Genomic DNA, 25,581 nt, shown 5'->3' with positions numbered 1-25,581 from the left:
GGAGTACCCCCTTACTTATCCTTAATCAAGCTTCTTAGCTGAGGCATCGACAACAACAACGTAATCACGAACATAATAACCCCTACTGCCGAAGCCGTACCGAGCTGATTATATTTGAAGGCATTATTATAGAGATAGTACATGAGCGTCACAGAGGAATTATTCGGCCCCCCGCCTGTTAAGAGCTGAATCACAACAAATATTTTCAAAACAGCAATGATGTTGATAATAACAATATAAACCGTGGTCGATTGGACGGAAGGAATCAGTATTTTAAAAATAACCTGCCATCTGCTGGCTCCATCCACTTCCGCAGCCTCGAACAAATCTTTGGAAACGCCGAGCATCGCGGCGATATACAGGATGATCGCTTGACCCACATTTGTTACGAACGTTACGAATATAATAACCGGCATAACCGTCTGTGTTTTCCCAAGGAGATTAACCGTGCCCAGACCCATTTCTTTAGAAAAATAAGAAATAAGTCCATTAGCAGGATTCAGCAAAAAGCTCCACACCATGCTCATCACGACCATAGATACCATTACGGGTATATAGTAGCTGCCTCTAATGAAGGAGACATACTTCGCATTCTTATCGAATACAGCGGAAGCTACGAACAGTGCAAATCCAACCGTTAAAATGACGATACAAACAACGAACACAATCGTATTAAAAAGCGCCTTAAAAAATACATCATCACTAAACAGCGACACGTAATTGCTCAGTCCAACAAACTTCTCGGTTTGATAATTGATCTGATACAAACTAAGCCTAATGCCTTCTATGATCGGATATACCAGAAAAATTAAGAAAATCAGCATCTGCGGCAAAATAAACAAATAACCGGTCATACTTTCTTTGGTGGATTGATTACGTAGTCTCATGTCGTATACCTTTCTAATTAGCCGGCCTCAGGAGCTCGTCGCTCCCAAGACTGCTAATCGTGAATTGTTTATTTACGGGATTACTTTTTTTGGTAAATGATCGAATTTTCTTTGTTGGTTTGAATCACCTTGTTACCGCCAGTCTGATACTCCTTAACGAACTGCTCTGGTGTCTTGGCTCCTGTATACAGAGCTTGAAGTCCCGGATAAAGAACTTCTCTTAGTTGGCTGTATCCAGGGACGTTGCCGGTGAAATTAAACAAATATTTGGAATTGGCATTGTAAGCGGCAAATAAAGGCTTTTCGTTCTTGAACTCATCCGAGACAGAGCTTCTTACAGGAATACCGTTTTTGGACGATTTCACCAGCTCTGGGTCCGTAGAGAAGAATTTTACGAAATCTTTCGCCACTTCGACTCTTTTCTCATCTTTATTCTGGAATACGCTGGCTCCAACCACATACGTAAAGGACAGCGGCTCTCCAGTTGCGGACGGAATGTTGGCCAGTCTAATATCGAACTTGGTAGATTTGCCTGTATCCATGCCAACTTTCATGTTGTTGAACAAGATTGGATTCGTAAAGCTGATCGCAAGCTGCTGATTCTGGAACATTCCGTTAGCATCATTGGATGATACCGATTCAGGTCCTGGATTCGTATAACCCGCATCTTTGATTTTTTTCAACCAAGCTGCAGCCTTGACGCCTTTTTCATCATCCAGAGCCACATTGCCCTTGTCATCAAAAAATTTGTTGCCAAACATTCTCAGATAGGCAAGATTCCATGTATCTCCTTGATTATTGACAGCAAATAAGGACATCGGGTACGCATTGGAATATTTGTCTTTGGGCAGATTGTCTTTAAGCCCTTTCAGGATTTGCTCGTATTCATCCAGAGTCCACGTTTTAATTTCGTTTTCTCCGCCGATGAACTTATCCAAGCCTGCGGCTTTCAGCATATCTGCGTTATACACCAGGGTGCCGGGATTATGCTGGAACGGGTAGAAATAAATATCTTTTCCGAAAGTTACCGCATCCCAATAGCTTTGGGGAATATCGCTTTTGGCTTGGTCATCGACAATATCGTTTAACGGTGCCAATGCACCGCGGTGCACATAATCTCCCATTGCAAAAACGCTCTCAAAAAATACATCTGGAGCCGTGCCGCTGCTTAAGTTTACGTTGAGCAGTTGGTCCCGCTGGTCGCCGGCAATAACCTCGACGTTTACTTTTGCATCATATTTCTTGTATTGGGCTGTAAATTTCTCGGCTGCATACTTCAGGAAGCTGTCATAGTCGGCACCTTTTTCCGATGCATCCAAAACACCTTTCCACTGAGGCGTCAGCCATACCTTGATCTCAACCTTTTTACCGGCAGAAGCTTGCCCTGCACTGGCCCCACTATTAGCTTCGTTATTGCCGCCTGAACAGCCAGCAATAACCGAAGTCAACATCATCAAAGCGCCAGTAGCAGCAAGTAGGCGTTTTCTTTTCATGTATACATCTACCTCTCATTTAAAATACTTGTGATTTGACCCCGCACAAATTTCGCCATTTGACGATGCCCATCCTTATCCAGATGCATATAATCAATTTCATTCATGACAACCTCTGCTTTGGAATCGGCAAAATGAATGTCCGTTCCCTTCAGCAGATCGTTCAGATGTTCCACGAGCTCCAACGATTTCTCGCTGCACTGAGTTCCCATCGATTTGCATATTGAGGTGTCCACATACTTCTCACCTATCGGAGGCGGGGCAATTACCAGAACTTCAGGAGAGTGACCATCTATACCTGTTGTTGTTGCTCTGGCTTTCTTCGCCAGTCGAACAATGCCTTGAGCAATATTATAAGAAGTTAAATGAAAGCGAGCTTTCGTGTCGTTGGTTCCGAGCATGATGACAACCAAATCCAAGGGTGAATGCGACATCAGACATGGATACAGATAGGATAGTCCGGACAAGCCTTCGAACAAGGGATCTTCTTTTACACTCGTTCTACCACTGAGACCCTCTTCGATAATACGGTACGAGCTGTCCAGCTCAGCAGCCAGAAGCCCCGTCCATCTCGTCGCTTCATCGAATCTTGCGTCCGTTTCGGCATTGTAGCCCCAAGTGTTCGAGTCCCCAAAGCATACAATCGTCTTTTTCGTTAATGGCCTCATTGGCAATAGCGTTGAATAGCCTGATCGATCATCACAATAATCTCATCAATTGGACCTGAATCCTCACTGGAAATGCCTTCAAGTGGCGCTCTTACACTACCTACATTTACGCCTCTTCTATTGAGTATTTCTTTGATCACGGCGTACATCGACCCATTCTGTGAGCACAGTGCAATAATGATGTCGTTGATATCGCTCTGGATGTGCTTGGCTTCCTCAAACTTACCTTGCAGGATGAATTGATTAGCCTGCAGGAATAGCTCCGGCATAGCTGCATAGGTGCCACCGATCCCGCCATCAGCGCCCATGATTCTTCCAGCCACATACTGTTCATCCGGGCCGTTAAATACGATAACATCGTCTCCGCCTGTTTTTTTGAACCGTTCAATATCCATGGTCGGCATCGAGGAATTTTTGACGCCGATCACCTTTTTGTTGGCGAGCAGCTTCTCGAACAAGGATGTCGTTAACGTGTAGCCCGTAGTTTGCGGAATGTTGTAAATAATGAAGTCCAAAGGCGTTGCTTCGATAATATCCGTCCAATATTTGAATACAGAACGATCGGGAAGCTTGAAATAAATCGGAGGAATGGCTGATAAAGCATCGTATCCCAATGCTGCGGCATGCTTGGCCAATTCAATACTGTCTCTCGTAGAAGGTGCTCCTACATGGGCGATGAGCGTCATTTTCCCTTTCAAATGATTCGCTACATAGCTAAGTACCGCCTTACGTTCGTCCAGGCTTTGGTAAATACACTCGCCGGAGCTTCCTCCGACATAGACCCCCTGGACCTTTTTTTCGTACAAATAATCACACAGAGCTTGGGTTCTGGCTTCTGAGATATCTCCTTGATCGTCATAGCATGCATAAAAGGCTGGTATGATTCCATGGAACTTTTCTAATTTCAATGAATTCCCCTCCTGTTGTTTTTATAATGTGAGCATAAATAACATATCACAATTTTTTAGGTCTGTAAATTAATTTCACCAATAAATATATTATGAAAATTATTTCCTCCTAATTAAAACCTCCTGATGTAAATTCTCGGTAATGGATTCCCGGGAGAGGCATTATTTCGCCTGATTATCCCTTATTATGGATTATTAATTCCATCCCTATGCAGCTTTTCAAATACGAAAAAGCCCTTCAAATTAAAGGGCCACCAATACTTACCTGTTCTGTTGGGTTCAGCTGATTTTATATCTTTTTGACAAATTCGGATTTTAATTTCATAGCTCCAAAGCTATCAATTTTGCAATCAATATCGTGATCCCCGTCAACTAGACGTATGTTTTTTACTCGGGTACCTATTTTGATGACGGATGAGCTTCCTTTTACTTTCAAATCCTTGATGACCGTTACCGAATCACCATCGTTCAAGACATTACCATTTGCATCTTTAACAATCCTTTTATCTTCACTATGTTCGGACTCCGATTCTAAATTCCATTCATGCGCACATTCCGGGCAAATCAACAAACTTCCATCCTCGTATGTATATTCGGACTGACATGCTGGACAATTTGGTAAACTAGACATGATTTCGTTTGCTCCATTCCTTATTTTGATAGATTTAATATCCCCGTTCCCAATTATACACGAGTATGTTGGGCAGCCTGCTCAAGTTGATTCCTCCATGATGAATTGATGTCTGTTCATGATAGCATACTTTTATGGTTCACATGGATAACCATGCGACTGGGGGAAATGCCCTTTGTGGCATACCCTAAGATTTTACTATACAATTACCATAAATCAATCTAACTGTGTGGTGAAACCATTTGTTCAAACTCTTATTAATCGAAGATGACACAACGTTATTTACTGAGATCAAGGATCGATTGTCGCAGTGGTCCTATGATGTATATGGGATTACTGATTTCAGTAAGGTCATTCAGGAATTCACAGAGATCAAACCCGATCTGGTCATTATTGATATTCAACTGCCAAAATTCGACGGCTTTCATTGGTGTAGAATGATTCGATCCCATTCGACTATTCCGATTATATTCCTGTCCTCTCGCGATCACCCAACGGATATTGTGATGTCCATGCAGCTGGGTGCAGACGATTATATGCAAAAGCCCTTTCATTTCGATGTGCTTATTGCCAAAATACAAGCGATACTTCGACGTGTATACAACTACAATACAGACCCCGTCGAACTCAAATCGTGGTGCGGCGCAGCTGTAGATTATGAGAAAAATGTAGTATCCAATGAGGCAGGCTCGATTGAGCTAACCAAAAACGAAATTTTCATATTAAAGCTGCTTATCGAGAAGAAGAATAAGATCGTAAGCCGGGATGAGCTCATCAACAGCTTGTGGGAGGACAAGCGTTTTATAAGCGATAACACCCTTACTGTCAATGTAAATCGTCTGCGTAAAAGGCTGGATGAGCTTGAACTGGGACGCTTTATTGAGACGAAGGTCGGGCAAGGTTATATGGCTGCTGAAGAGGCGAATTCGTTTGATTAAAACCTATCTCATCGAAAGACGCAGCTGGATTCTGCTTTTTATATGCCAGCAGCTGCTGATCCTCTTCGTCGCTTATATGGATCCGACCATCCCGCTCCAATCCATCCTCTATATGGTGTTTTTATCGATGATCGTGTTTACAGTCTTTTTGATGATTCGTTACCATACTGAGACCCGTTTCTATAAAAGCCTGGAAGAACGGGACAACAATCTGGATTTAACGAGTATCGCCAGTCCGGAAAGTCCATTCGAGAAAATTATTGATACCAGTATGACGAACCAAATCGAGCTCCTGAAAAGGACCGCTTCGCGAAACCAGATCGCTCTGGAAGAAGAGAAGGATGACTTGTTATCCTGGATTCATGAGGTTAAAACGCCGCTGACAGCTATGCACCTAATGATTGATCGTTTGGACGACGACATGATGAAAACACATTTAACTTATGAATGGCTGCGCATTCATCTTCTGCTCGACCAGCAGCTCCATCAAAGACGCATTCCGTTTATAGAAAATGATTTGTATATCGAGCACACCGATCTGGAAACGATTATTTTCAACGAAATCAGAACGCTGCAGTCCTGGTGTATTCAAAAAGGGATCGGCTTTGACATTCAGTTAGAAGCAGCAGAGGTGCTTAGTGATGCCAAATGGCTGGCCTTTATCCTCAGACAGCTCTTAACCAATGCCGTGAAATACAGCCCAGCATCCGACATCATCGTCAGAAGCTATCAGCGTGCGGATCAAACCCTCGTCGAGGTGCAAGATAGTGGACGTGGCATTGACCCCAAGGATCTGCCACGCATATTCGATAAAGGGTTTACCTCCACAGCCATGCATCAAGACCATGCCGCAACAGGCATGGGGTTATATTTGGCCCACAAGGCAGCACAGTCGCTGCTCATCCATATCCAGGTACAATCTGTGGTGGGAGAAGGAACAACGTTCACCTTAACGTTTCCACAAAAAAATGAATTTGTTCGGATCACAGGCGTGTGACAACAATGTCACATGCTTTGTTGTTTTGTTCGGTCAATCGGAGGATAAGAAAGGCGGACTCTCTTATAATAAGACCAATGAGACAAGGGAGTGTATCGATATGATTATTTTGGAAGCTAATAAAATTCACAAAAGCTATGGCAATAAATCGAATCAGCAATCCGTATTAAGCGGTCTGGATTTACGGATTGAGAAAGGTGAATTCGTCAGTATCATGGGCGCATCCGGCTCAGGTAAAACGACATTGCTCAACGTTCTCTCGTCGATTGATAAGATCAGCAGCGGCACCATTAAGATTGAAGGCATCGAAATTTCGGGCATGAAGGAAAAGCAGTTAGCCGAATTTCGCAAAAATCATTTGGGCTTTATTTTTCAGGAATACAACTTATTAGATACGCTGACCGTCAAGGAAAATATCCTTCTGCCGTTATCCATCACCAAAACATCCAAAAAAGCAGCCGAGCAACGATTTCAAGCCCTTGCGACAGAACTGGGGATTGTTGATCTGCACAATAAGTATCCGAACGAAATTTCCGGTGGGCAAAAACAGCGCACCTCGGCTGCACGGGCTTTTATACATGAGCCCAGCCTTATTTTTGCTGACGAACCGACAGGTGCACTGGATTCCAAATCCGCTTCGGATTTATTAAATAAGCTGAGCGAATTAAACCAGAAAAGAAAGGCTACCATTATTATGGTAACTCACGATCCGGTAGCAGCCAGTTATTGCAGTCGAGTCATCTTTATCAAGGATGGGCAAATTTATACGCAGCTCAATAAAGGGGAAGAAACGAGACAAACGTTCTTTAAAGATATCATGAAAACCCAGGGTGTATTAGGCGGGGTGCAGAATGAGTATTAATCAGCTCATGCTTCGCAATCTAAAAAAGAATTTGAAAAATTATTACCTGTATGTATTTGCCTTAATCTTCAGTGCCGCGCTTTACTTCGCCTTTGTCACCTTACAATATGACCCCTCGATGGAGCAATTAGAAGGGTCTATTAAAGGGGCCGCGGCCATTAAAGCAGCATCTATCTTACTTGTCGCCATTGTTTTCATCTTTCTTTTATATGCCAACAACATCTTTATCAAACGACGCAGTAAAGAAATTGGCTTGTTTCAACTTATAGGGATGACCAAAAACAGGATATTCCGAATCTTGACGGCTGAGAACTTTATCCTTTATTTTGGCTCCTTACTATTAGGGATTTTTGTAGGATTCTCCGTATCCAAATTAATTATTATGATTCTCTTTAAAACGATAGGTGTCGATGCTATTGCAGCCCTACATTTTTCTTACCAGGCACTTATTCAGACACTGATTGTGTTTTTTATCATTTATCTCTTCATCATGCTAATGAATTATACGTTCATCCAAAGACAAACTATTTTATCCTTATTTAGAGTGACTTCACTGACAGAGGGTAAATTAAAAAAAGTGTCCCTCCTTGAAATGATTATCGGAATGCTTGGGATCATTCTGATCCTTGTTGGCTATTATCTTTCTTCCAAATTATTTGGTGGAGACTTCACCACGATGAATCAGCTCTTCTCGGCGATGATTGTTATTCTCGGGTCCGTTATATTCGGGACTTATCTTTTTTATAAAGGCTCTGTCAGCTTTATATTTAATATCATTCGAAAAAAGAAACAAGGTTACTTAAACATTAATGAGGTATTGTCGCTTTCCTCTATTATGTTCAGAATGAAATCGAATGCAGTTTTACTAACTATCATTACAACTGTATCCGGGCTTGCCATCGGTTTATTGTCGTTAAGCTACATCTCGTACTACTCCGCCGAAAAGTCAGCCGAATTGTATGTTCCTGCAGATTTCTCAATCACCAATATCCAGGATGCAGAGAAATTTAAAAAAGCATTAACTGCCAATCATATTGGATACACAGACAAAACCGTTGATGTCCTACAGGTAGCCGTTAATACAGAGAAAATCATGGACACCAATCTAAAAGAAATGAATGCAAAGTTTGATCCGAAAGTCATGACCCTGCCTGTTATTAGTGAGCGGGCCGTCGACAATATCCAGCTGTCCGCTGATGAGACGCTGTTCACAGACTCCAGTGGCATGCTGCAGAAATTCATGCCCATGAAAGACGCTGGAGCTATTGAATTGAAGGGTCAGCATGAGGTCATTCCACAGCAATATAAACGGCTCCATATCGATGCTCCTATATCGGGTTATTTCACGAGCGGCGGCTTGCCCGTTGCCATTGTAGACGAAGCCATATTTGAGCGCTTGAAAAAAGATCTCAATCCAGCCATTCAAATAGCCTCTTCCGTATATATCGGTATTGAGATCCAAGATAAGGCCATGGTTAAAGCAGCCAACAAACTGTTTAACGAGATGAGCTTTGACGATAACAATGCCTTCGATTCGCAACTCGGAATGAGCAACCGCCAAAAACAAAATATGGGACTCATCATGTTTATTGTTGCCTTCCTCGGACTGACCTTTTTGATTACATCCGGCTGTATTCTATATTTTAAACAAATGGATGAAAGTGAAGATGAAAGGTCCAGTTATACGATTCTAAGAAAGCTCGGCTTCACGCAGGGCGATTTATTACAGGGCATTCGGGCCAAGCAAGTCTTTAATTTTGGAATCCCCTTGGTCGTAGGGCTGCTCCACAGTTATTTTGCCGTCCAATCCGGCTGGTTCTTTTTTGGATCTGAGCTCTGGACACCGATGATTATAGTCATGATCCTCTATGCAGCGCTGTACTCGATTTTTGGGATACTATCCGTCTTTTATTACAAAAAGGTGATTAAAGAGGCACTTTAATAAGGATGAAACACACGCTCCAGACCCTAAGGCTCTGGGGTTTTGTGTCGTTCAATCCGTGTATCTTAATAATGGAAATAGAGGAACGCACACTAATTATGTCGAATTTCTTTGTATGATGATGCAAATACAAAATAAATCCACCCTAAAATATATAGCCGCGATTGTCATATTTCTTAGTGTACTCTTTGCCTTGCGATGGACTTGGTCCGAAACCTTCTCTACATCGGAGCCCCCTCCTATTGTCCAAGGTGTACTCGACATGCGCGGCATGGACTTAACGAATTCCACTACAATCCCATTAAATGGTGAATGGGCGTTTTACCCTGCTAAACTGGTTTCTCATCAGGATGTGCGGTTGGCCGAGAACGAATCGCGTTATATTCAGGTTCCGGGAGATTGGAGCAGCGCGCTGACGAATGGCTCCGGTTCATCGTATGGGTACGGAACGTATCGGCTGCGTATTTTAATCAATCCACTGGACCAGCCTGTCGCTTTTTGGCTTCAAGGAATCCAAGCCGCATCAGCCGTTGAGATCAACGGGCTGGTTGCGGCCAATTTTGGAAAGCCTGCGGACAACGCTCGGGACTACAAACCGAGAAAAGTCTCTTACACAGCCTCCTACTTTGTGGAAGACACTCAAGAGATTGAACTGCTCATTCGAGTAGCTAACTTCGACGATCCTTACAACGGCGGTATCCTGCGGACCATTCGCTTTGGCTCTCAGGCAGCGATTGACTACGTACGTTGGTATTCCATCGGATTTCAGCTGGTTGCGTTTATTGTTTTGCTGCTTCACGGTTTGTATGCGAGTCTTCTCTATGTATTTAATCCTCAAGAGCGGGCTTTGTTGTTTGTTGGTCTGTTAACGCTGGCGGTCAGTGTTTCGGTTGTGGTCGGGCATGATAACCTGCTCTTATTATGGCTGCCGATTAATTATACGTGGGCACTGAAAATCAAGCTGCTCTCCCTCATGTGGCAAACCTATTTTATTCTTCTTGTGTTCAGAAGATTCTCTTCGGTACCTCCACACAACAGATGGTTGCGAGTATACACGGTAGTGCTCATTTCTTATACAGGATTCTTACTGGCCGCATCGGCTCCGCTGGTGAATGCAATGGTTGAGCTCAAGATATTTGCTTTTTTCTATCTATTGCCCTTTGTCTGGTTTGTCTATATAACAGGAACCATGATCTTCAGGAAGCAATCCGACAACGACACCGTCTACCTGCTGTTATCCGCATCTGGCATTGTGTCTAATTTTCTGTGGAGCTTATGGGATTCTATCCGAGAGTTTACGATCGTCTACTATCCGATTGATATCATAGCAGCCATTATTGGTTTTTCTACTTATTGGTTTAAAAAATACTTCCGTCAATCCAAGGAAAATACCAAGCTTAACGAGCAGTTGCAAAAGGCGGATAAGCTGAAGGATCAGTTCCTCGCCAATACATCGCATGAGCTAAGAACACCGCTGCACGGCATTATGAATATCGCTCAAACCGTTGTAACTAAAGAGAAAGCTACCATGAATGAACGCAGCCTTAAAGACATGGAACTGCTCATCACCATAAGCCGCCGCATGTCGCATATGCTCGGTGATCTTCTTGATGTCGCTCGGCTCCAGGAACACCGCATCGTCCTGCAGCAGGAGCCTCTGCAGATTCAAGCGATCGTTCCCGGTATTGTCGGTATGCTCAGATTTATGATAGAGGGGAAGCCTATCCAACTGCATATAGGTATTGCAGAAACGATGCCTCCGGTTATGGCCGATGAGAAAAGACTCGTGCAAATTTTGTATAATTTATTGCACAACGCCCTCAAATATACGGAGGAAGGACAAGTCTCCGTATATGCCGAGATGCGGGATGAACATGCCTTCATCCATATCTCCGACACCGGCGTTGGCATGGATGAGGAAACACAGGTGCGAGCGTTTCTTCCTTATGAACAAGGTTCCTATGGAATAAGCGATGGGAGGGGTATCGGACTCGGTTTAAGCATATGCAAGCAGCTGGTGGAATTGCACGGCGGTGCCTTGACTGTTCGCTCGAAGCTGGGAAAGGGCTCCGTATTCAGCTTTGATCTGCCGTTAGTGAACATATCGAATCTCCATTTATCGCAGCAACCTCCACCTCTCCGCCAAACAGCAGATCGAATTGAAGCCGGGCCCGCAGGATTTGTTTTTCCAGACACCGCAATCAGTGAATTGGCAGCTTCCGTGCTTATCCCTCCGCTATTGAATGACGGAAAGATGAATATACTTGCTGTTGATGATGACCCCGTTAACCTGAGTGTGCTTGCAGGTATTCTTTCCGCAGAGCCCTATACCATTACGACAGCAACATCAGCTCGCGAGGTGTTGGAATTACTCGGTACTGCACAATGGGATCTTCTGATTGCCGATGTCATGATGCCCCATATGTCCGGCTACGAGTTGACGCAGAGAGTCCGGGAGCATTACTCCGTATCGGAGCTTCCTGTATTGCTGTTGACCGCACGCAGTCAGCCTGCTGACATCTATACCGGATTTTTGTCGGGAGCCAACGATTATGTGACCAAGCCTGTGGATGCGCTGGAACTCCAATACCGAATCCGGGCATTGATCACGCTGAAGCAATCCATCCATGAACGTTCACGCATGGAAGCCGCCTACCTACAGGCACAAATTCATCCTCATTTTTTATTCAATACACTGAATTCCATTATGGCGCTTAGTGAGATAGACACGGAAAAGATGCGAGATCTAAGTGATGCTTTTGCCTCCTTTTTACGGATCAGCTTTGATTTTCTAAGTACGGGGGAACAGGTCGAGCTTTCCCGTGAGCTGGAGCTTGCCGAAGCCTATCTGTATATTGAAAAAGTACGATTTGAGGACAGGCTGTCTGTCGTATGGGAGGTGGAGCCCTTCATCAACTTGCTTCTTCCCCCGCTTTCCATACAGCCGCTGATTGAAAATGCGGTCAAGCACGGCCTCCTGAGTCAAAACAAAGGCGGTACAGTTCATATTCGGATTACCCGCCAAGACAGCTTCACGCTGATTGAAGTACAAGATGATGGCAAGGGTATGGAACAAGAACTGGCTAATCAACTGTTGAGTCCAACAATGAAGGGAAAAAGCGGAATTGGACTTTCCAATACGAATCGACGATTGACACAATTATACGGTAAGGGCTTGTCTATTAGCAGTAAGCCCTATGAAGGAACTACCGTTTCCTTTGCCATTCCGAATAACCATAGTAAGACGAGAAATTAAAACCGCTCAGAATATCCAAAAGGCTTTTTGTCGTGCTCATATAACCGGATATTAAAACTATTTGTGTCAAAATAAACAACTGAATGATTATATGGAAGGTCCACATCCATTGATCGTAGTGTTGCCTGTGGCATCAAATCAAATGCATTCATAATCGTGCTTTTGTAGGATTGATTTTCGAGGAGCGTGTCCAGCAGTTCCCTTGTGAACGACCGCGCATCATCCGAAATGGTCATGTTGATATGCGAAAACTGATTTTGCTCCGCGTTAACTGTAATTCTGAAGGAAAATTTGGGGTTGTTTTCTGAATTTACTCTAATCATTTGGCTGATGTTCCCCTCTTCTCTCACCCACCTGTTTAAAGCCGCTGGTTGCTTTACTTGGTACCCTTTGGCATAAGCCAGCTGCTGGATTGCGGAAGAGATTCTCGATATCGACAAAACCCGATTAGCTTCAACTGTTTGAGTGACGGGTAGCAGCTCATTATTGGGGTTGTTTTCTTTAAATTTCCAAAGCAGGGATACTGCTTCCGCGCGGGTTAACAAATCGTTTATTTGATATCCATAGACGCTTTTGTCCGTTTTTCCCTCGGAAAAATGCCAGTTGTACATTTCCCAAATCAGTTCATCTGGAGCGTCTGCTTCTTTACCGACTGCGTTCAATAAAAGCATTGCGGCTTCCAAACGAATAAGCGGCTTTTCGGATGGAAGAGGACCCGTATAATCAACCGAATTGGCCTTTAAATAGGGTAACCCCGATACATCCCATTTATGTTCCTTCGCAAATCTGTAGTACCCATCATACCAATGCAAATCATTTTTTTTCGACAAATCCCCGAGATATAACGATATTAGCATTTTTAAAAATTCGGCTTCAGTAATCTTCGCATCTGGGACAAAAGTTCCGTCATCATATCCGGCGATCATCCCTTTCCCTGCAGCCCATTGAATGTCTTCGTAAAACCAATCACTTGGATTGACATCTCTAAACCGTATGGGTTTGGCTGAGAGTTGAGGAGGATTCGGTTTATCCAATTTGGGCTGATTGGTATTGAGATTTATCGGATTAGGGTTAGTGTGTTTGGTTAGTTCTTTCAACGCTTCATCCGGAACAAAATTACCATAAAGGTCGGCATTCTTTAAACTTTTCAATTTCAACAATGGAGATATATCTTGAATTTTGTTATTAGATAGGGTAACGAACTCCAGGTTTTTTAAATTTTGAAGCGCGGAGATATCTTGGATGTTATTCTTGTAAGCATGTAATTCTTTAAGGCTTTCTAAGCCTGCTAAGCTAGAGATGTCTGTAAGCCCATCTTCCGTGATCCATAATACTTTAAGATGAATGAGCCCGTTTAAAGGGGATAGATCGGATATGTTTTTATTGCTACCGATGGCGAGACGCTCCAATGATTGAAGATTGGCTAATGGACTAAGATCTGAGAATTTATTACTCATCAGTTCCAATGTTTTAAGGTTGGGCAGATTGGAGAGAGCACTCAAGTCTATTACATTTGTAATACTAAAATCCGCATATTCCAGATGCTGCAAGTTTTTTATAGGGGTCAGGTCGGAGATCTTCCTATTAGCTGTAAAAGAAACTCTCGATAAATTGATTAATTCTGAAATTGGTGTAAGATCTGCGATCCCGTTTGACTCGCAATAAATCTCTTGTAAATTTATCAAGTTTTTTATTGGACTTATATCGGTGATTTGATTATAAGACAACCAAATCTCCGTAAGTTGAGTCGCGAATTGAAGTCCCTCGAGACTTTCTATTTTTTGGTGGTCGCCTTTTAACTGCTTGATTTGTTTAAGGTCTAAAGGCGTAAGATCCCCTTGAGGTTTATTTATTGTATCTCTAATGATTTGTTCAAGTTGGGGATCTTTGATAATTCGATCTCCTGCCACCCCATCCGCCTTTGCGATGTTCAGAGAACCTATTTGCATGACAAGCAAAATTATCAGGATGAGGGTCCTCTTTCTAAAAGAATTTAAGAGCATCATACATTCCCCCTGTATTGTTATATAGACTTCACTTCGTGTTACAGTTTATATCGGAAATGTATACCTTTTCCATTAAGTATAGTGCAACCTGAACTAATCTATTAGTAATCTGCTGTTCCCCGTGGAACAGGTGCTTTCAAAGCCTGATTAAACGCACCGGTACTACACCATAAATATCCGCTTGCTATTTTATCAATTGAGTAGTAAAGTGATAACCAAGCCAACAATGAGGGGGTAATCAAAATACGCAACAATACCATCGGTTCTTTAATCTGGCTGCGATTATCGCGTTTTGTGAATCAAAGCAACCAAATGTCGAACGAATTTCTCAAACGGTTTGGTTTAACGATTGCCCAATTTGATGTGCTCATGCAGATCCGAATATATCAACCGATTAGCCAAATGGAGTTAGCAGATAAAGTGACAGTAACGCAGGGCGGTATTTCGCGTATGCTTGCACGTCTGGAAAAGGAAGGCTTTATTACACGAAGGCAGGATTGGAAAACGAAAACGATTAGCCTCACAGCAAACGCTGAATCTATTCTAGAAATAGCCTTCCCTGAACAGGCCGCTTTTCAATCGTCATTTTTTGACGAAGTTTTAACTGAAGACGAACAGGCGTTGCTGCACAATCTGATGGCGCGTGTCCATAAGCACAGCTTAAAAAAAGAAGTTCCACCCGAATAATTTTTTTGATTATCAATTGACTAGTCAAGTTATATTTAAAAATACAACTTACAAATAAGGAGAGATTCTGATGGAACAATATCTCATCGATCCAACGAAGGGAATTGAATTTGGATTATATTCGATCGGAGATCATTTGCCGAACCCACATACAGGCTCAATCATTAGTGCTGAACAGCGTATTCGAGAATTAATCGAAGCAAGCAAGCTGGCCGAAGAGGCCGGAATTGACGTATTTGCCTTAGGCGAAAGTCATCAAACGCATTTTACAACTCAAGCGCATTCGGTTATTCTGGGAGCCATTGCGCAAGCAACCAGGAATATAAAAATTTCGAGCTCGGTAACCGTGTTAAGCACATCCGATCCTGTTCGCGTGTATGAAGATTTTGCTACGCTGGATCTGATCTCCACAGGCCGTGCCGAAATTGTCGCCGGGCGCGGTTCACGCGTAGGGGTATATCACTTACTTGGTTATGATGTGCGCGATTATGAAGAATTATTTGAAGAAAAAATGGAACTTCTTATGAAGTTAAATAAAGAAACCATCGTAACTTGGGAAGGTCAATTCCGGGCGCCGTTGAATAACGCATCCATTTTGCCTCAGCCTCTAAATGGCCAACTACCGATTTGGCGTGCAGTGGGCGGTACGCCTGCCAGTGCAATCAAAGCGGGATATGCGGGTGTACCGATCATGCTGGCACAGCTTGGCGGCTCGGCAACCCACTCTAAAGCCACCATTGACGCTTATCGCGAGACAGCTTCACAAAGCGGTTATGATCCAGCTGCTTTACCCATTGCGGTCACGACGTTATTCTACGCGGCGGAAAATTCACAGGATGCAGTTCGCGAATTTTACCCGCATATGAATGCCGGTATGCAGGCTTTGCAAGGTGTCGGCTATCCCAAGCAGCAATTCGCGCGGTCAACGGATCACAGGGATGTTCTATTACTGGGCAGCCCGCAGCAAATTATCGAGAAGCTGCTGTACCAATATGAATTATTCGGACATCAACGTATTATGGCGCAAATTGATTTCAGTGGTGTGCCCTTCGATAAAATCATGAAAAATATCGAGCTGATCGCGACAGAAATTATGCCGGCAATAAAGAAACACACAGCTCAAAAGGGAGGCGTGTTACTATGAAAATTGTAGCAATTTCCGGTTCTATCGTCGGCTCTAAAACAAGAACAGCCATGGATTATACACTGAGCGCTGCACGTGAGAAATATGCAGATGCAGACATTGTCTTGCTTGATCTTGCGGAATACAATTTGGTCTTCAGTGATGGACGCAATTATCGGGAGTATGTGGGTGACACCAAGTTTGTAACAGAAACAATTATGAACGCTGACGCCATTATTATCGGAACGCCAACATTTCAAGCATCGATTCCAGCAACACTCAAAAATATTTTCGATTTGCTGCCGGTTAACGCTTTGCGAGATAAAGTCGTGAGTATTCTGGTTACGGCCGGGACAGCGAAGCATTATTTAATGGCAGAGCTGCAGTTGAAGCCGATTTTAGCTTATATGAAGGCGCATATTGTACCTGCCTATGTGTTCATCGAGGAAAAGGATTTCAATAGAAAAGAAATCGTCAATGACGATGTTCTGTTCCGCATTGGGCGATTGGTTGAGGATACCGTTATGCTGGTCGATGCTTTCGCCAACGTAAGGCAATTGAAAGAAGCGGAATATGATTTCTAAAAGGTTTTGGCACTTAACCCTTCTGCCTCTTAGGTAAGAAGGGTTTCTTGCAATTCAATAGTGAGAGAAACGTTGTTGCTTCCGATACCAAAGCCAAATTATTATGGTATACAATATCAATAACGCACTGGTTATCAAGCTGCCTTCTGCACCAAATTGACCTCCTGAAATCAAACTATTACCTGAAATCTCAATGTGAATTATGGATTCCTTAGTATTGATTCCAGAGACGAAAAAACCAAATAAGTTTCCTTGAAGTAGATTCCAGGTGAAATGAATGCCGATCGGCAACCACAATCCACCCGTTACTTCCCTGGCAACCCCAAACATCACACCCGCCAAAAATAAGTTAATCAGTGGAACAAAGCCTTCTAACACATTCGCATTCATCAAGTGCATAGCGGCAAACAAAAGAGAAGTTACTACAATACCAGCGGCTACTCCAAAGTAATGTCGAATGAGACCTTGCAAATATCCTCTGGATAGTAGCTCCTCACTTATTGCGACCAATAGGAAAAAGAATATCCAATACACCAAGCTTTGCATAATTTTTAGATCAAAGCTGACACCAATTATTTTTAATCCACCAAACAACCAGATGGCCATAAAAGTGCTGGTCATCATAATAATTCCCCATAAGGCACCTGCAAACCATGATTTACATTTATGATTTTGAGTCCAACCCAGATCCCACCCACGTTTTCGTTCAAACCAGACATACATAAGCACCACAGACAAGATAAAGCAGATACTTTGTATAAAGAGAAGCGACTTAGTTACCCATATCTTATCGTGAAACAACCAATTAAACGCTATCGAAGACATTCCTATTAAAAGAAAACTAATAACTATAGCTAACAATATCTTTCCAATAATCGCTAATATATTTTTGAATAATTTCATTTTACACCTCATGAGTTGTTTCGATCTAGAAGTTGGTTTGATAGCCTCCAATAGCATTAAAAATACCCATCGGTTTACGAGGGGCGATTACACATGTTGTTTATAAAGCTCGCGAAATTTCTCCGAAGGCTGTAGGCCGAGTTCTTGAAGCAGCAATTGTGTATAGCGCTCATAATAGTGTTGAAGGGATTGACGATCCCCCATAGCCCCTACGATATTCAGCAGAAGGAGATTGGACTCTTCTTCAAATTCATTGTGAGATACCATTTTTCTCGCAATGTGCGCTGCTTCTCGATATCGCCGCTGATCTAGCAGCCAGCTTGCGAGACGCTTGGCAAAGGCATCGTACAATATCATCAATCGTTCTCGCTCCACAGCAGCCCACACAAACGATTTATCCTCGAACAACTCGCCTGCAAACTGTTTCTCCAAAGTGATTGCCTCTGCTTCATTTGCTGCATGAATTTCCGATAATGCCCCCACGGCCTGCTCAAATCGAATGAAATCAACATCTGCCTGATCCAAATCTACACGATACTGTTCTTGCGCTGACGTGACCATCTCCTTGAACCCATGCAGCGACAACGCTTTCCGAAGCTGATAAACCGCCGTATGGAGGTACACTTCCGCATTTTTAAGAGGCATCTCAGGGAAAATATCCTCCAAAACTCTGATTTTGGCTACACTTCGGCCTCGATTAACGAGCAAATATGCGAATAATTCCATGCTTTTCTTGGAAATCCATTTCACTGCACCCAATTGCTTGCTACTGGCCTCGAAGCAACCCAGTCCCCGAACCGTCAGTCGATTAAGCAAGAGGTCGCCACCATCAGAAGAAGAAGAAGCATTGCGTCTGCTAGACGCTCTATTAATAGTCTGGGCTAGTCGCATTCTGGAAATAGGCTTAACCATATAGTCGAGTGGATAAACGTCGTAAGCCTGAATCGCAAATTCCGCATGGGAGGTTGTAAACACGATCTCAAGTTCAGCACGAACCGAACGCAAGCTGCGGGCCAGCTCTAATCCGTTGTCCGCAGCGATCTGGATGTCCAGAAATGCGAGATCCACCTCGCTGTCCCGAATGAAGTCTAGCGCATCTTCCGCATTCTGGAAGCTTCCAACCAGCTCCACGCCTTCCATATTCGACAGCAGTCGCTTCATAGCCAACAGCATCGCAGGCTCATCGTCAACAATGAGAACTTTCATCAATCTGTTCCGCCTCTCATAGTGAAGTGAAATACGCTTCCTTGCCCTACTTGGCTTTCCACCCATAGATTTCCTCCGCTTAGTTGTACGAACTGTCGGCTTACGAGCAGTCCAAGTCCCGCCCCCTTCTCGCCCAAGGTGCCTGCCACTGAGTTAAGCTGCTTTTCGCCAAATAACTGATGAACCTGTTCCTCTTCCATACCTACCCCGTTATCGCGGACGGAAATGGTCACCATTTCCCCCGATAACTGGGCATACACATGGACTGAACCCCCCAGTCCGGTAAATTTAATGGCGTTCGATAACAAATTACGAATAATTAATCCAAGTGCTTCCCGGTCAGCGTACACACGAGTGCCTGAATCAATCGTATGATTCACACTGATATGTTTGGCCTCACTTTTAATATGCAGCATATGGCAGCATTCCTCCACAACCTCAGACAAATCCAATGACTGTGGACGAAGAGATAAATCTTCCCTCTGGCTGCGAAACCACTCTAACAAATTGTTAGCCATTCCGAGTGTATTACGAATCTGGTCACCTAGCATCTCGATGATTTCCCGATGTTCCGTATCGAAACGGTATCTATCTTCTTCTAGCAATTCCACTAGTTGAAACTGCAGCGCCAGTGGACTGCGAATATCGTGTGATACGATCGTAAACAGTTGATCCTTCAACTGGTTGAGCTGTGCAATCTGCTCCAGATGCCTTTGCTTCTCCGTAATATCAAAGATGAGAGAAATGCTGCCCTGTCCCTGCTTGCCCAGTATATGTAACGGATATATGTTCACATTGTAGATTTTTCTTTCTCCATCCAGCCAAGCGTCAATCTCGACACGGCCCTGTTCCATTGACATGCACAGCTGATGCCATTCCGGCCAAGACGCCAATAATTCCGTCATATTCCGACCATAAATAGAGGCATATCCCATCTCTGAAAACCATTCGGAGGCCTGTTTATTGCTGTCGATAATCTTTCCTGAAGCATTCGCGATCACAATACTTTCTTGAAGTGTATCGAGCACAATATTCCTGGCAATGGGAACGGTAGAGAAAAATTTAAGTCGCAGTGTAATGACTAGCATTAACATGCCTGTAAATCCACAGTAAACCGACAACGGAAGCAGCCAGGATGACCATGCAGGCTTCACCGATTTCACAACCTCAAGAACAAGCGGAAATGAGGACAGAAACAGCACCCACATTCCCGGCTTACGAAAATCGTTACGGATATTCCGAATATACTGAAATATAAAATAAATACATACAGCCAGAGTACTATAACAAATAATAATGAACGCGATTGAATAGGCGGTTCTTGTCGTGACTAAATGACCGTCATAGAGCTGGATGGTGCGATATGTCAAATGAAGTTCAGGGTCGAACCACATAAGGAGCGACCAGAGCGCGAACCCTACGAACAACATGATCTTCCATCGTATCCTTAGTATCTTTTCATGACCAGTCAATTCATGTACGAACAAAATCATAAAAGGTATTATAAAATTAAGCGCCGTATACTGAACGTTGCGAAAAATTAGCTTCTCCATTAATAAATAGCTGCTTTTCTCCATAATGACGCCACTTGAGTAAATAAACCTGCAGACAATCACACCGATAAAATAACTGACTCCGCGTGCTTTTCTAAACCTGTATGCAAAAGACAAAATGATGCCCGTCATGATCACTGAGGCAATCATAAAGACAAGCTCTACTGTGGAATTCATGAGGTAGGCCCTTTTAGGTATGACGTAAAAAGAATTTTGCTATATTTTCCTTTCTTTTAATATAGTAGTATACGAAAACATAGAGCGCAAGGCTTGAACATAGAGTGAATGACATTTCAGACCATCGACAACCAATCTGAAAAATCGTATAGCCCGTACCGCTGCTTCAGCGGGGTCAAAAGCTTCTTTTCTAATGCTGAACATACAAGAAAAACCCTTGATTATCAAGGGTTTTCGAAGACTACGTCTATATGCGGTTGGCAGGGCCTGAACCTGCACGTTCATGGGACACCGATGCCCCGCGTAACTAATTTGTATTACTCGATAAAACCTACAGTATGCAAAAATCGTTTCAACATGGTTGCCGCTTGGGCTCGAGTTGCGAAATCCATTGGCGCGAATCGGTTACCATCCAACCCTGTTATGATACCCGCAGTAACCGACCGGGCAACTGCAGTCTCTGCCCATGAAGAGATCGAGCCATGATCCGTGAACGCAGCAAGTGCTTGGCTATCCCCTTGCCGATTTTCTCCAACGGACGTAATGGCTAATGCTCTAGCGATCATGACCGCCATCTGCTCGCGGCTAATCCGTTCATCCGGTCCAAAGCGATCCGCAGTTATCCCATTAACCAACCCTGCTTTCACTGCCGCTTCTACGGCAGGAGCGTACCAGGTAGTTGACGCAACATCGGTATAGCCCTTATACGCTGTGTCATGCTCCGTCGATATGCCCATTGAACGCACGAGCAATGAAGCGAATTCCGCCCGCGTGATGCTGGCATCGGCCGCAAAACGATCGGCCGAAACGCCGTTCACGATCAGCTTCGATGCAAGCAGTTCCACATCTGTTTTTGCCCAATGACCGTTCAAATCAATAAACGATCGATCGTTCGTCTCGACGACAGCATAGATACTATAATGAGGTACCTTCATAACAGCTTCTTTTTTACCATTTTCCCTCATGCTCAAATGAGTAGGGATATACGAAACTGTGCTAGAGATCGGGTCGTAATGAACCGCTATGACATTGCCCTTTGCAGATCCTGCTTCATATACAATGCCTCGGACCATATACGTACCGCCAAAATCCCGTATATCCACTACTTGACCGTTTGCTTCGACCATCACCTTAAAGTCCACCGCGCTGCCCAGTACTCGGAAGCCTATGTAGGTACCCATTCGTTCGAGATCAGTCCGTACCGAGCCACTGACTCGTTCCATCGAAGTCACGATTTTCAAATCCGATACGGCAACACCAAGGCGTTTGGCCAAGCCCTCCAGGTCAAGCACACTTGCCTTAAGCTCCAAGCTGGAACCGATCAGTTCGATTTGGATGACAGCATTCGGGAAAGACTTGGCTAAAGCCGCGATGGATCCACCGGAAAGCTGTACATGTACAGCTGGGTCTGTGTCCGTAACCCTAATGGTAATCACTGAATTTAAAGTATCCTTCAACAGTTCCGCAGCTTGATTTAGAATGTCGTCCGGTAGGGTTAGCTTCTGAACGCTCGTTCCGTCCCAAGTTGTTTCTGTTACCAGGACTGAGGGATCGACGATGATGACAATCCGGCCTGACGGATCTGTAATGATTTGGTACTTAGATGGTTCTGCAGTAGATGTCGGAGGCGAATTTGACTTTGAACTATTTCGTGACGGAATCGGCGTCGAATCGCTTACCGTTATCGTTAACATCTGTGCCGCCCCTCCGCTGAACGTGAACGTCAGGCTGGCTGTACCTGTTGGCTGTGCCTGCAAATACGCCTTCAAGATTGTTATCGTACTGCCCGTTAAGGTGTAGTCTGTTCCCAAAGTCAGGACCGTTGTTCCATCGGCTATACTTGTTAGCGTATTGCCGTTCAGCGTCAGCGCCGTCGTCACATCCACATTCGCCGCCGCTCCCGCATATTTATCAAAGCTTGCTGCTGTCGGGCTGATCGCGCTATTGCTCGGTGTCGAATCGCTTACCACAATCACAAGCGTCTGTGCCGCCCCTCCGCTGAACGTGAACGTCAGGCTGGCCGTACCTGTTGGCTGTGCCTGCAAGTACCCCTTCAAGATCGTTACCGTGCTGCCCATTACGGTATAGTCCGTTCCCAATGTGAGAGGCGTTACGCCACCCACAATACCGCTTAGCGTATTACCGCTCAGCGTCAACGTTGTCGTCACATTCACATTCGCAGCCGCTCCCGCATATTTATCAAAGCTTGCTGCTGTCGGGCTGATCGCGCTATTGCTCGGTGTCGAATCGCTTACCACAATCACAAGCGTCTGTGCCGCCCCTCCGCTGAACGTGAACGTCAGGCTGGCCGTACCTGTCGGTTGCGCCTGCAAGTACGTCTTCAAGATTGTTATTGTGCTGCCCGTTACGGTATAGTCCGTTCCCAAAGTGAGGGTCGTTACGCCGTTCGCAATACCGCTTAGCGTATTACCGCTCAGCGTCAGCGTTGTCGTCACATTCACATTCTCTGCGGCTCCAGCATACTTGTCGAAGCTTGCTGCTGCCGGACTGATCGCGCTATTGTTCGGTGTCGTATCGTTTACCGATATCGTAAGCGTCCGGGCTGCTCCGCCGCTGAACGTGAACGTCAGACTGGCCGTCCCTGTCGGTTGTGCCTGCAAGTATGCCTTCAAGATCGTTACCGTATTACCCGTAACAGTATAGTCCGTTACTGGATTCAGGACCGTAGCTCCATTCGCTACGCTGGTTAGCGTGTTGCCGTTTAGCGTCAGCGTTGTCGTCACATCTACATTCGCCGCGGCTCCAGCATACTTGTCGAAGCTTGCAACCGTTGGGCTGATCGCGCTATTAATATTTGCAATCTGTATCTTTGTGACCTTCTCATTGCCTGCCAGATCTTTAGCATATGTCGTATAGATGCCATTACTGGTAACCTCAAAGCTTCGAGCAGCCAGTATATCGGTCCCTGCGCTCGCAAATGCAGCGGCATTCCTATCCCCCGGCAGCCACTTCAGGTCGGCAAGCGAGTTGGCGGTACCATACGTTTGCGCTGTCACGGTCAGCGTCACAGGGTTATTCGTATTGGCCGTTGTCGATGGAACAACAGCTATTGACGGTGCAGCCGGCATATTCACTGTGAAGGCGAGATTTCCTGAAGTCTGAGCCAAGTAGATATCATCACCCTTATAATTTGCAGTGAGGGTGTGGGAGCTGGCTTGCAGAGTCGCAATGTTTAATTGGGCTGTTCCATTCACCGCAAGCGGCACGCTGCCTAACACAGTTCCCCCATCCTTGAAATCAACTACACCCGACGGCGTGTCGAAGGCACCGACAATCGAAGCTGTCAGGGTAATCGGCTGGAGATAAGTAGAGGATGTCACCGATGCGGTTAACGACGCTTGAGGTTTAATATATATATTTTTCGGTACCTTTTGCGAACCGTTCCCCGTTGTGTTGTCGCCGAGTAATTGTTGTGCTCCCCACGACCATAATCGGCCGTTGACATCAAGTCCATACGATACATCATAACCAGCCGATAGGGATGAGAATTGGAAAGGAGTCCCGTTATCCGATACCAGAACCCTATGGGGGACGTCAGAATTGGCGGTTGTGCCATCTCCTAATTGACCCAAAGCATTTAGCCCCCATGTCCACATATCGCCCTTATCATCCAACGCCAACACCTGCTTCTTTCCTCCGGTTATCTGTGTGAATTTCACCGGATCTCCGTTGTCCGTAACCGATATTTTGCCTGGGGACCATGTTGGCGTTTCCGAGGTTTGCCCGTTTCCAAGTTGCCCTTGATCGTTTCCTCCCCAAGTCCATACATTACCGCTAAGGTCGATTGCTAAACTTAAGTGCGTGCCCGTTCCATAACCTGAGCCAACCGCAATGCTTTGGAACTCGGTCTCCACATGATCATCCATTAAAGTTAATTTTTGGGGGTTATATGTGCTCATGTAAATCTCCCAAATATGCTGCGAGGAATCGATTGCAAGCCCCGCCTCATTGTTCCCCTCTATCGTTTTGAAGATCGGATCTCCAGCCAAAGACATTTTGGTAGGTACATACTCATCAGCTGTAAATGTTCTGAACCCCCAAATCCACAGCTTCCCGTTGCTATCCAGAGCAAGTGAACTCACACGTAAGGCGGCGATCTTCTTAAAAACAACGGCTACTCCTCCGTCATCCATCACATCGACTTTCGTCCAGACACGCGTGCTGGAGGTTCCTGCCCCGAGTCCCAATTGACCTAAACTATTATCACCTGTAGCCCACAGATGTCCGCCCCTATCCAGCGCAAGAGCGGAATTGAAGCCCACTTTTACTTCCTTGAACAACACTGGCAATCCATTATCCATGATCGTAATCAGCGTGGGCGTTCGGTATTCATTATTCAATGTCCCGTCACCCAATTCACCAAAGTCGTTCCTACCCCAACCCCATATACGACCTTTGTCGTCTAGTGCCAATGTTGTGTCGAATTGCGATGAAACGGATGTGAACATCATACCCGCAGCATCAACCTGTGCCGGCTTTAATAAAGGACATACGATCAGAATCATAAATAGAATAGCAGATATCAGTTTTCTCACAATAAATCCCCTCTCAAATATCGGGTAAATTCCCAGTTAAAATAAAAAATAGCGTTAACGATAGTTCCAACAGTTCGCGGGAATACGACACTTCCATACTATAATTCTTATAATTTGTAGGATAAGTGTAACAGAACCCTCTGAAAGGATTCTGAAAGAAACTAGCCATTACTGCATAGATCAGCATAGATCTATTCAAAGCCT

At 44.5% G+C, this 25,581-nt stretch carries 18 protein-coding genes; 8 read left to right on the top strand and 10 right to left on the bottom strand.

From position 1 onward, the window contains the following. Window positions 1-11: 11 nt before the first annotated feature. The 5 genes from OB236_RS07560 to OB236_RS07540 all read right to left on the bottom strand — a co-directional run bounded on the left by OB236_RS07560 (window position 12) and on the right by OB236_RS07540 (window position 4,587). On the bottom strand, window positions 12-887 hold the full coding sequence (locus tag OB236_RS07560; RefSeq protein WP_076233788.1) for a carbohydrate ABC transporter permease: 876 nt from the start codon (window positions 885-887) through the stop codon (window positions 12-14). An 80-nt stretch (window positions 888-967) separates the two neighbouring features. Further along, on the bottom strand, window positions 968-2,380 hold the full coding sequence (locus tag OB236_RS07555) for an ABC transporter substrate-binding protein (RefSeq protein ID WP_262683391.1): 1,413 nt from the start codon (window positions 2,378-2,380) through the stop codon (window positions 968-970). A gap of 8 nt (window positions 2,381-2,388) precedes the next feature. Continuing rightward, on the bottom strand, window positions 2,389-3,048 hold the full coding sequence (locus tag OB236_RS07550; protein WP_262683501.1) for an SGNH/GDSL hydrolase family protein: 660 nt from the start codon (window positions 3,046-3,048) through the stop codon (window positions 2,389-2,391). Beyond that, complete coding sequence (locus OB236_RS07545) at window positions 3,045-3,956, bottom strand: dihydrodipicolinate synthase family protein (RefSeq protein ID WP_262683390.1); 912 nt, start codon at window positions 3,954-3,956, stop codon at window positions 3,045-3,047. Before OB236_RS07545 ends, OB236_RS07550 begins: the two co-directional genes overlap by 4 nt. Window positions 3,957-4,245: 289 nt before the next feature. Next, entirely contained in the window at window positions 4,246-4,587 is a 342-nt protein-coding gene (locus tag OB236_RS07540; protein ID WP_076233785.1) for a zinc ribbon domain-containing protein YjdM, read from the bottom strand. 242 nt (window positions 4,588-4,829) lie between these two features. On the opposite strand from OB236_RS07540, the gene OB236_RS07535 reads away from it, so the two are divergent. The 5 genes from OB236_RS07535 to OB236_RS07515 all read left to right on the top strand — a co-directional run bounded on the left by OB236_RS07535 (window position 4,830) and on the right by OB236_RS07515 (window position 12,582). Continuing rightward, window positions 4,830-5,525 carry a response regulator transcription factor gene (locus OB236_RS07535; RefSeq protein WP_262683389.1) on the top strand — a complete coding sequence of 232 codons (696 nt, stop codon included), beginning with the start codon at window positions 4,830-4,832 and terminating at the stop codon, window positions 5,523-5,525. After that, on the top strand, window positions 5,518-6,522 hold the full coding sequence (locus OB236_RS07530; RefSeq protein ID WP_262683388.1) for a sensor histidine kinase: 1,005 nt from the start codon (window positions 5,518-5,520) through the stop codon (window positions 6,520-6,522). Before OB236_RS07535 ends, OB236_RS07530 begins: the two co-directional genes overlap by 8 nt. Before the next feature lie 100 nt (window positions 6,523-6,622). After that, window positions 6,623-7,384: an ABC transporter ATP-binding protein gene (locus tag OB236_RS07525; RefSeq protein WP_262683387.1), complete on the top strand. Its 762-nt coding sequence runs from the start codon at window positions 6,623-6,625 to the stop codon at window positions 7,382-7,384. Then, window positions 7,374-9,326, top strand: a complete 1,953-nt coding sequence (locus OB236_RS07520; RefSeq protein ID WP_262683386.1) for an FtsX-like permease family protein — start codon at window positions 7,374-7,376, stop codon at window positions 9,324-9,326. The genes OB236_RS07525 and OB236_RS07520 overlap by 11 nt, the downstream gene beginning before the upstream one ends. Before the next feature lie 118 nt (window positions 9,327-9,444). After that, on the top strand, window positions 9,445-12,582 hold the full coding sequence (locus tag OB236_RS07515) for a hybrid sensor histidine kinase/response regulator (protein ID WP_408638426.1): 3,138 nt from the start codon (window positions 9,445-9,447) through the stop codon (window positions 12,580-12,582). On the opposite strand, the gene OB236_RS07510 is transcribed toward OB236_RS07515, so the two are convergent. Beyond that, window positions 12,579-14,588 carry a leucine-rich repeat domain-containing protein gene (locus OB236_RS07510; protein ID WP_262683385.1) on the bottom strand — a complete coding sequence of 670 codons (2,010 nt, stop codon included), beginning with the start codon at window positions 14,586-14,588 and terminating at the stop codon, window positions 12,579-12,581. The two genes, OB236_RS07515 and OB236_RS07510, sit on opposite strands and share 4 nt — an antisense overlap. Before the next feature lie 243 nt (window positions 14,589-14,831). Between OB236_RS07510 and OB236_RS07505 the strand changes: the two genes are divergently transcribed. The 3 genes from OB236_RS07505 to OB236_RS07495 all read left to right on the top strand — a co-directional run bounded on the left by OB236_RS07505 (window position 14,832) and on the right by OB236_RS07495 (window position 16,982). Further along, window positions 14,832-15,275: a MarR family winged helix-turn-helix transcriptional regulator gene (locus tag OB236_RS07505; protein ID WP_262683499.1), complete on the top strand. Its 444-nt coding sequence runs from the start codon at window positions 14,832-14,834 to the stop codon at window positions 15,273-15,275. Window positions 15,276-15,345: 70 nt separating this feature from the next. Then, window positions 15,346-16,419, top strand: coding sequence for an LLM class flavin-dependent oxidoreductase (locus OB236_RS07500; protein ID WP_262683384.1), 1,074 nt, complete (start codon window positions 15,346-15,348; stop codon window positions 16,417-16,419). Beyond that, complete coding sequence (locus tag OB236_RS07495) at window positions 16,416-16,982, top strand: NADPH-dependent FMN reductase (protein ID WP_262683383.1); 567 nt, start codon at window positions 16,416-16,418, stop codon at window positions 16,980-16,982. Before OB236_RS07500 ends, OB236_RS07495 begins: the two co-directional genes overlap by 4 nt. A gap of 54 nt (window positions 16,983-17,036) precedes the next feature. Here the strand turns inward: OB236_RS07495 and OB236_RS07490 are convergent, their stop codons facing one another. The 4 genes from OB236_RS07490 to OB236_RS07475 form a co-directional block, all read right to left on the bottom strand. Further along, a complete protein-coding gene (locus OB236_RS07490) occupies window positions 17,037-17,885 on the bottom strand; it encodes a CPBP family intramembrane glutamic endopeptidase (protein WP_262683382.1) in 849 nt (282 codons plus the stop codon). 87 nt (window positions 17,886-17,972) lie between these two features. Further along, window positions 17,973-19,091 (bottom strand): response regulator, encoded by a 1,119-nt coding sequence (locus OB236_RS07485; protein WP_262683381.1) that lies wholly within the window; start codon window positions 19,089-19,091, stop codon window positions 17,973-17,975. Further along, entirely contained in the window at window positions 19,091-20,821 is a 1,731-nt protein-coding gene (locus OB236_RS07480) for a sensor histidine kinase (RefSeq protein ID WP_262683380.1), read from the bottom strand. The genes OB236_RS07485 and OB236_RS07480 overlap by 1 nt, the downstream gene beginning before the upstream one ends. 317 nt (window positions 20,822-21,138) lie before the next feature. After that, on the bottom strand, window positions 21,139-25,377 hold the full coding sequence (locus OB236_RS07475) for a X2-like carbohydrate binding domain-containing protein (protein WP_262683379.1): 4,239 nt from the start codon (window positions 25,375-25,377) through the stop codon (window positions 21,139-21,141). Window positions 25,378-25,581 lie beyond the last annotated feature (204 nt).

The sequence above is a fragment of the Paenibacillus baimaensis genome (assembly GCF_025567575.1).
This window is presented reverse-complemented; position numbering and strand designations above follow the sequence as displayed.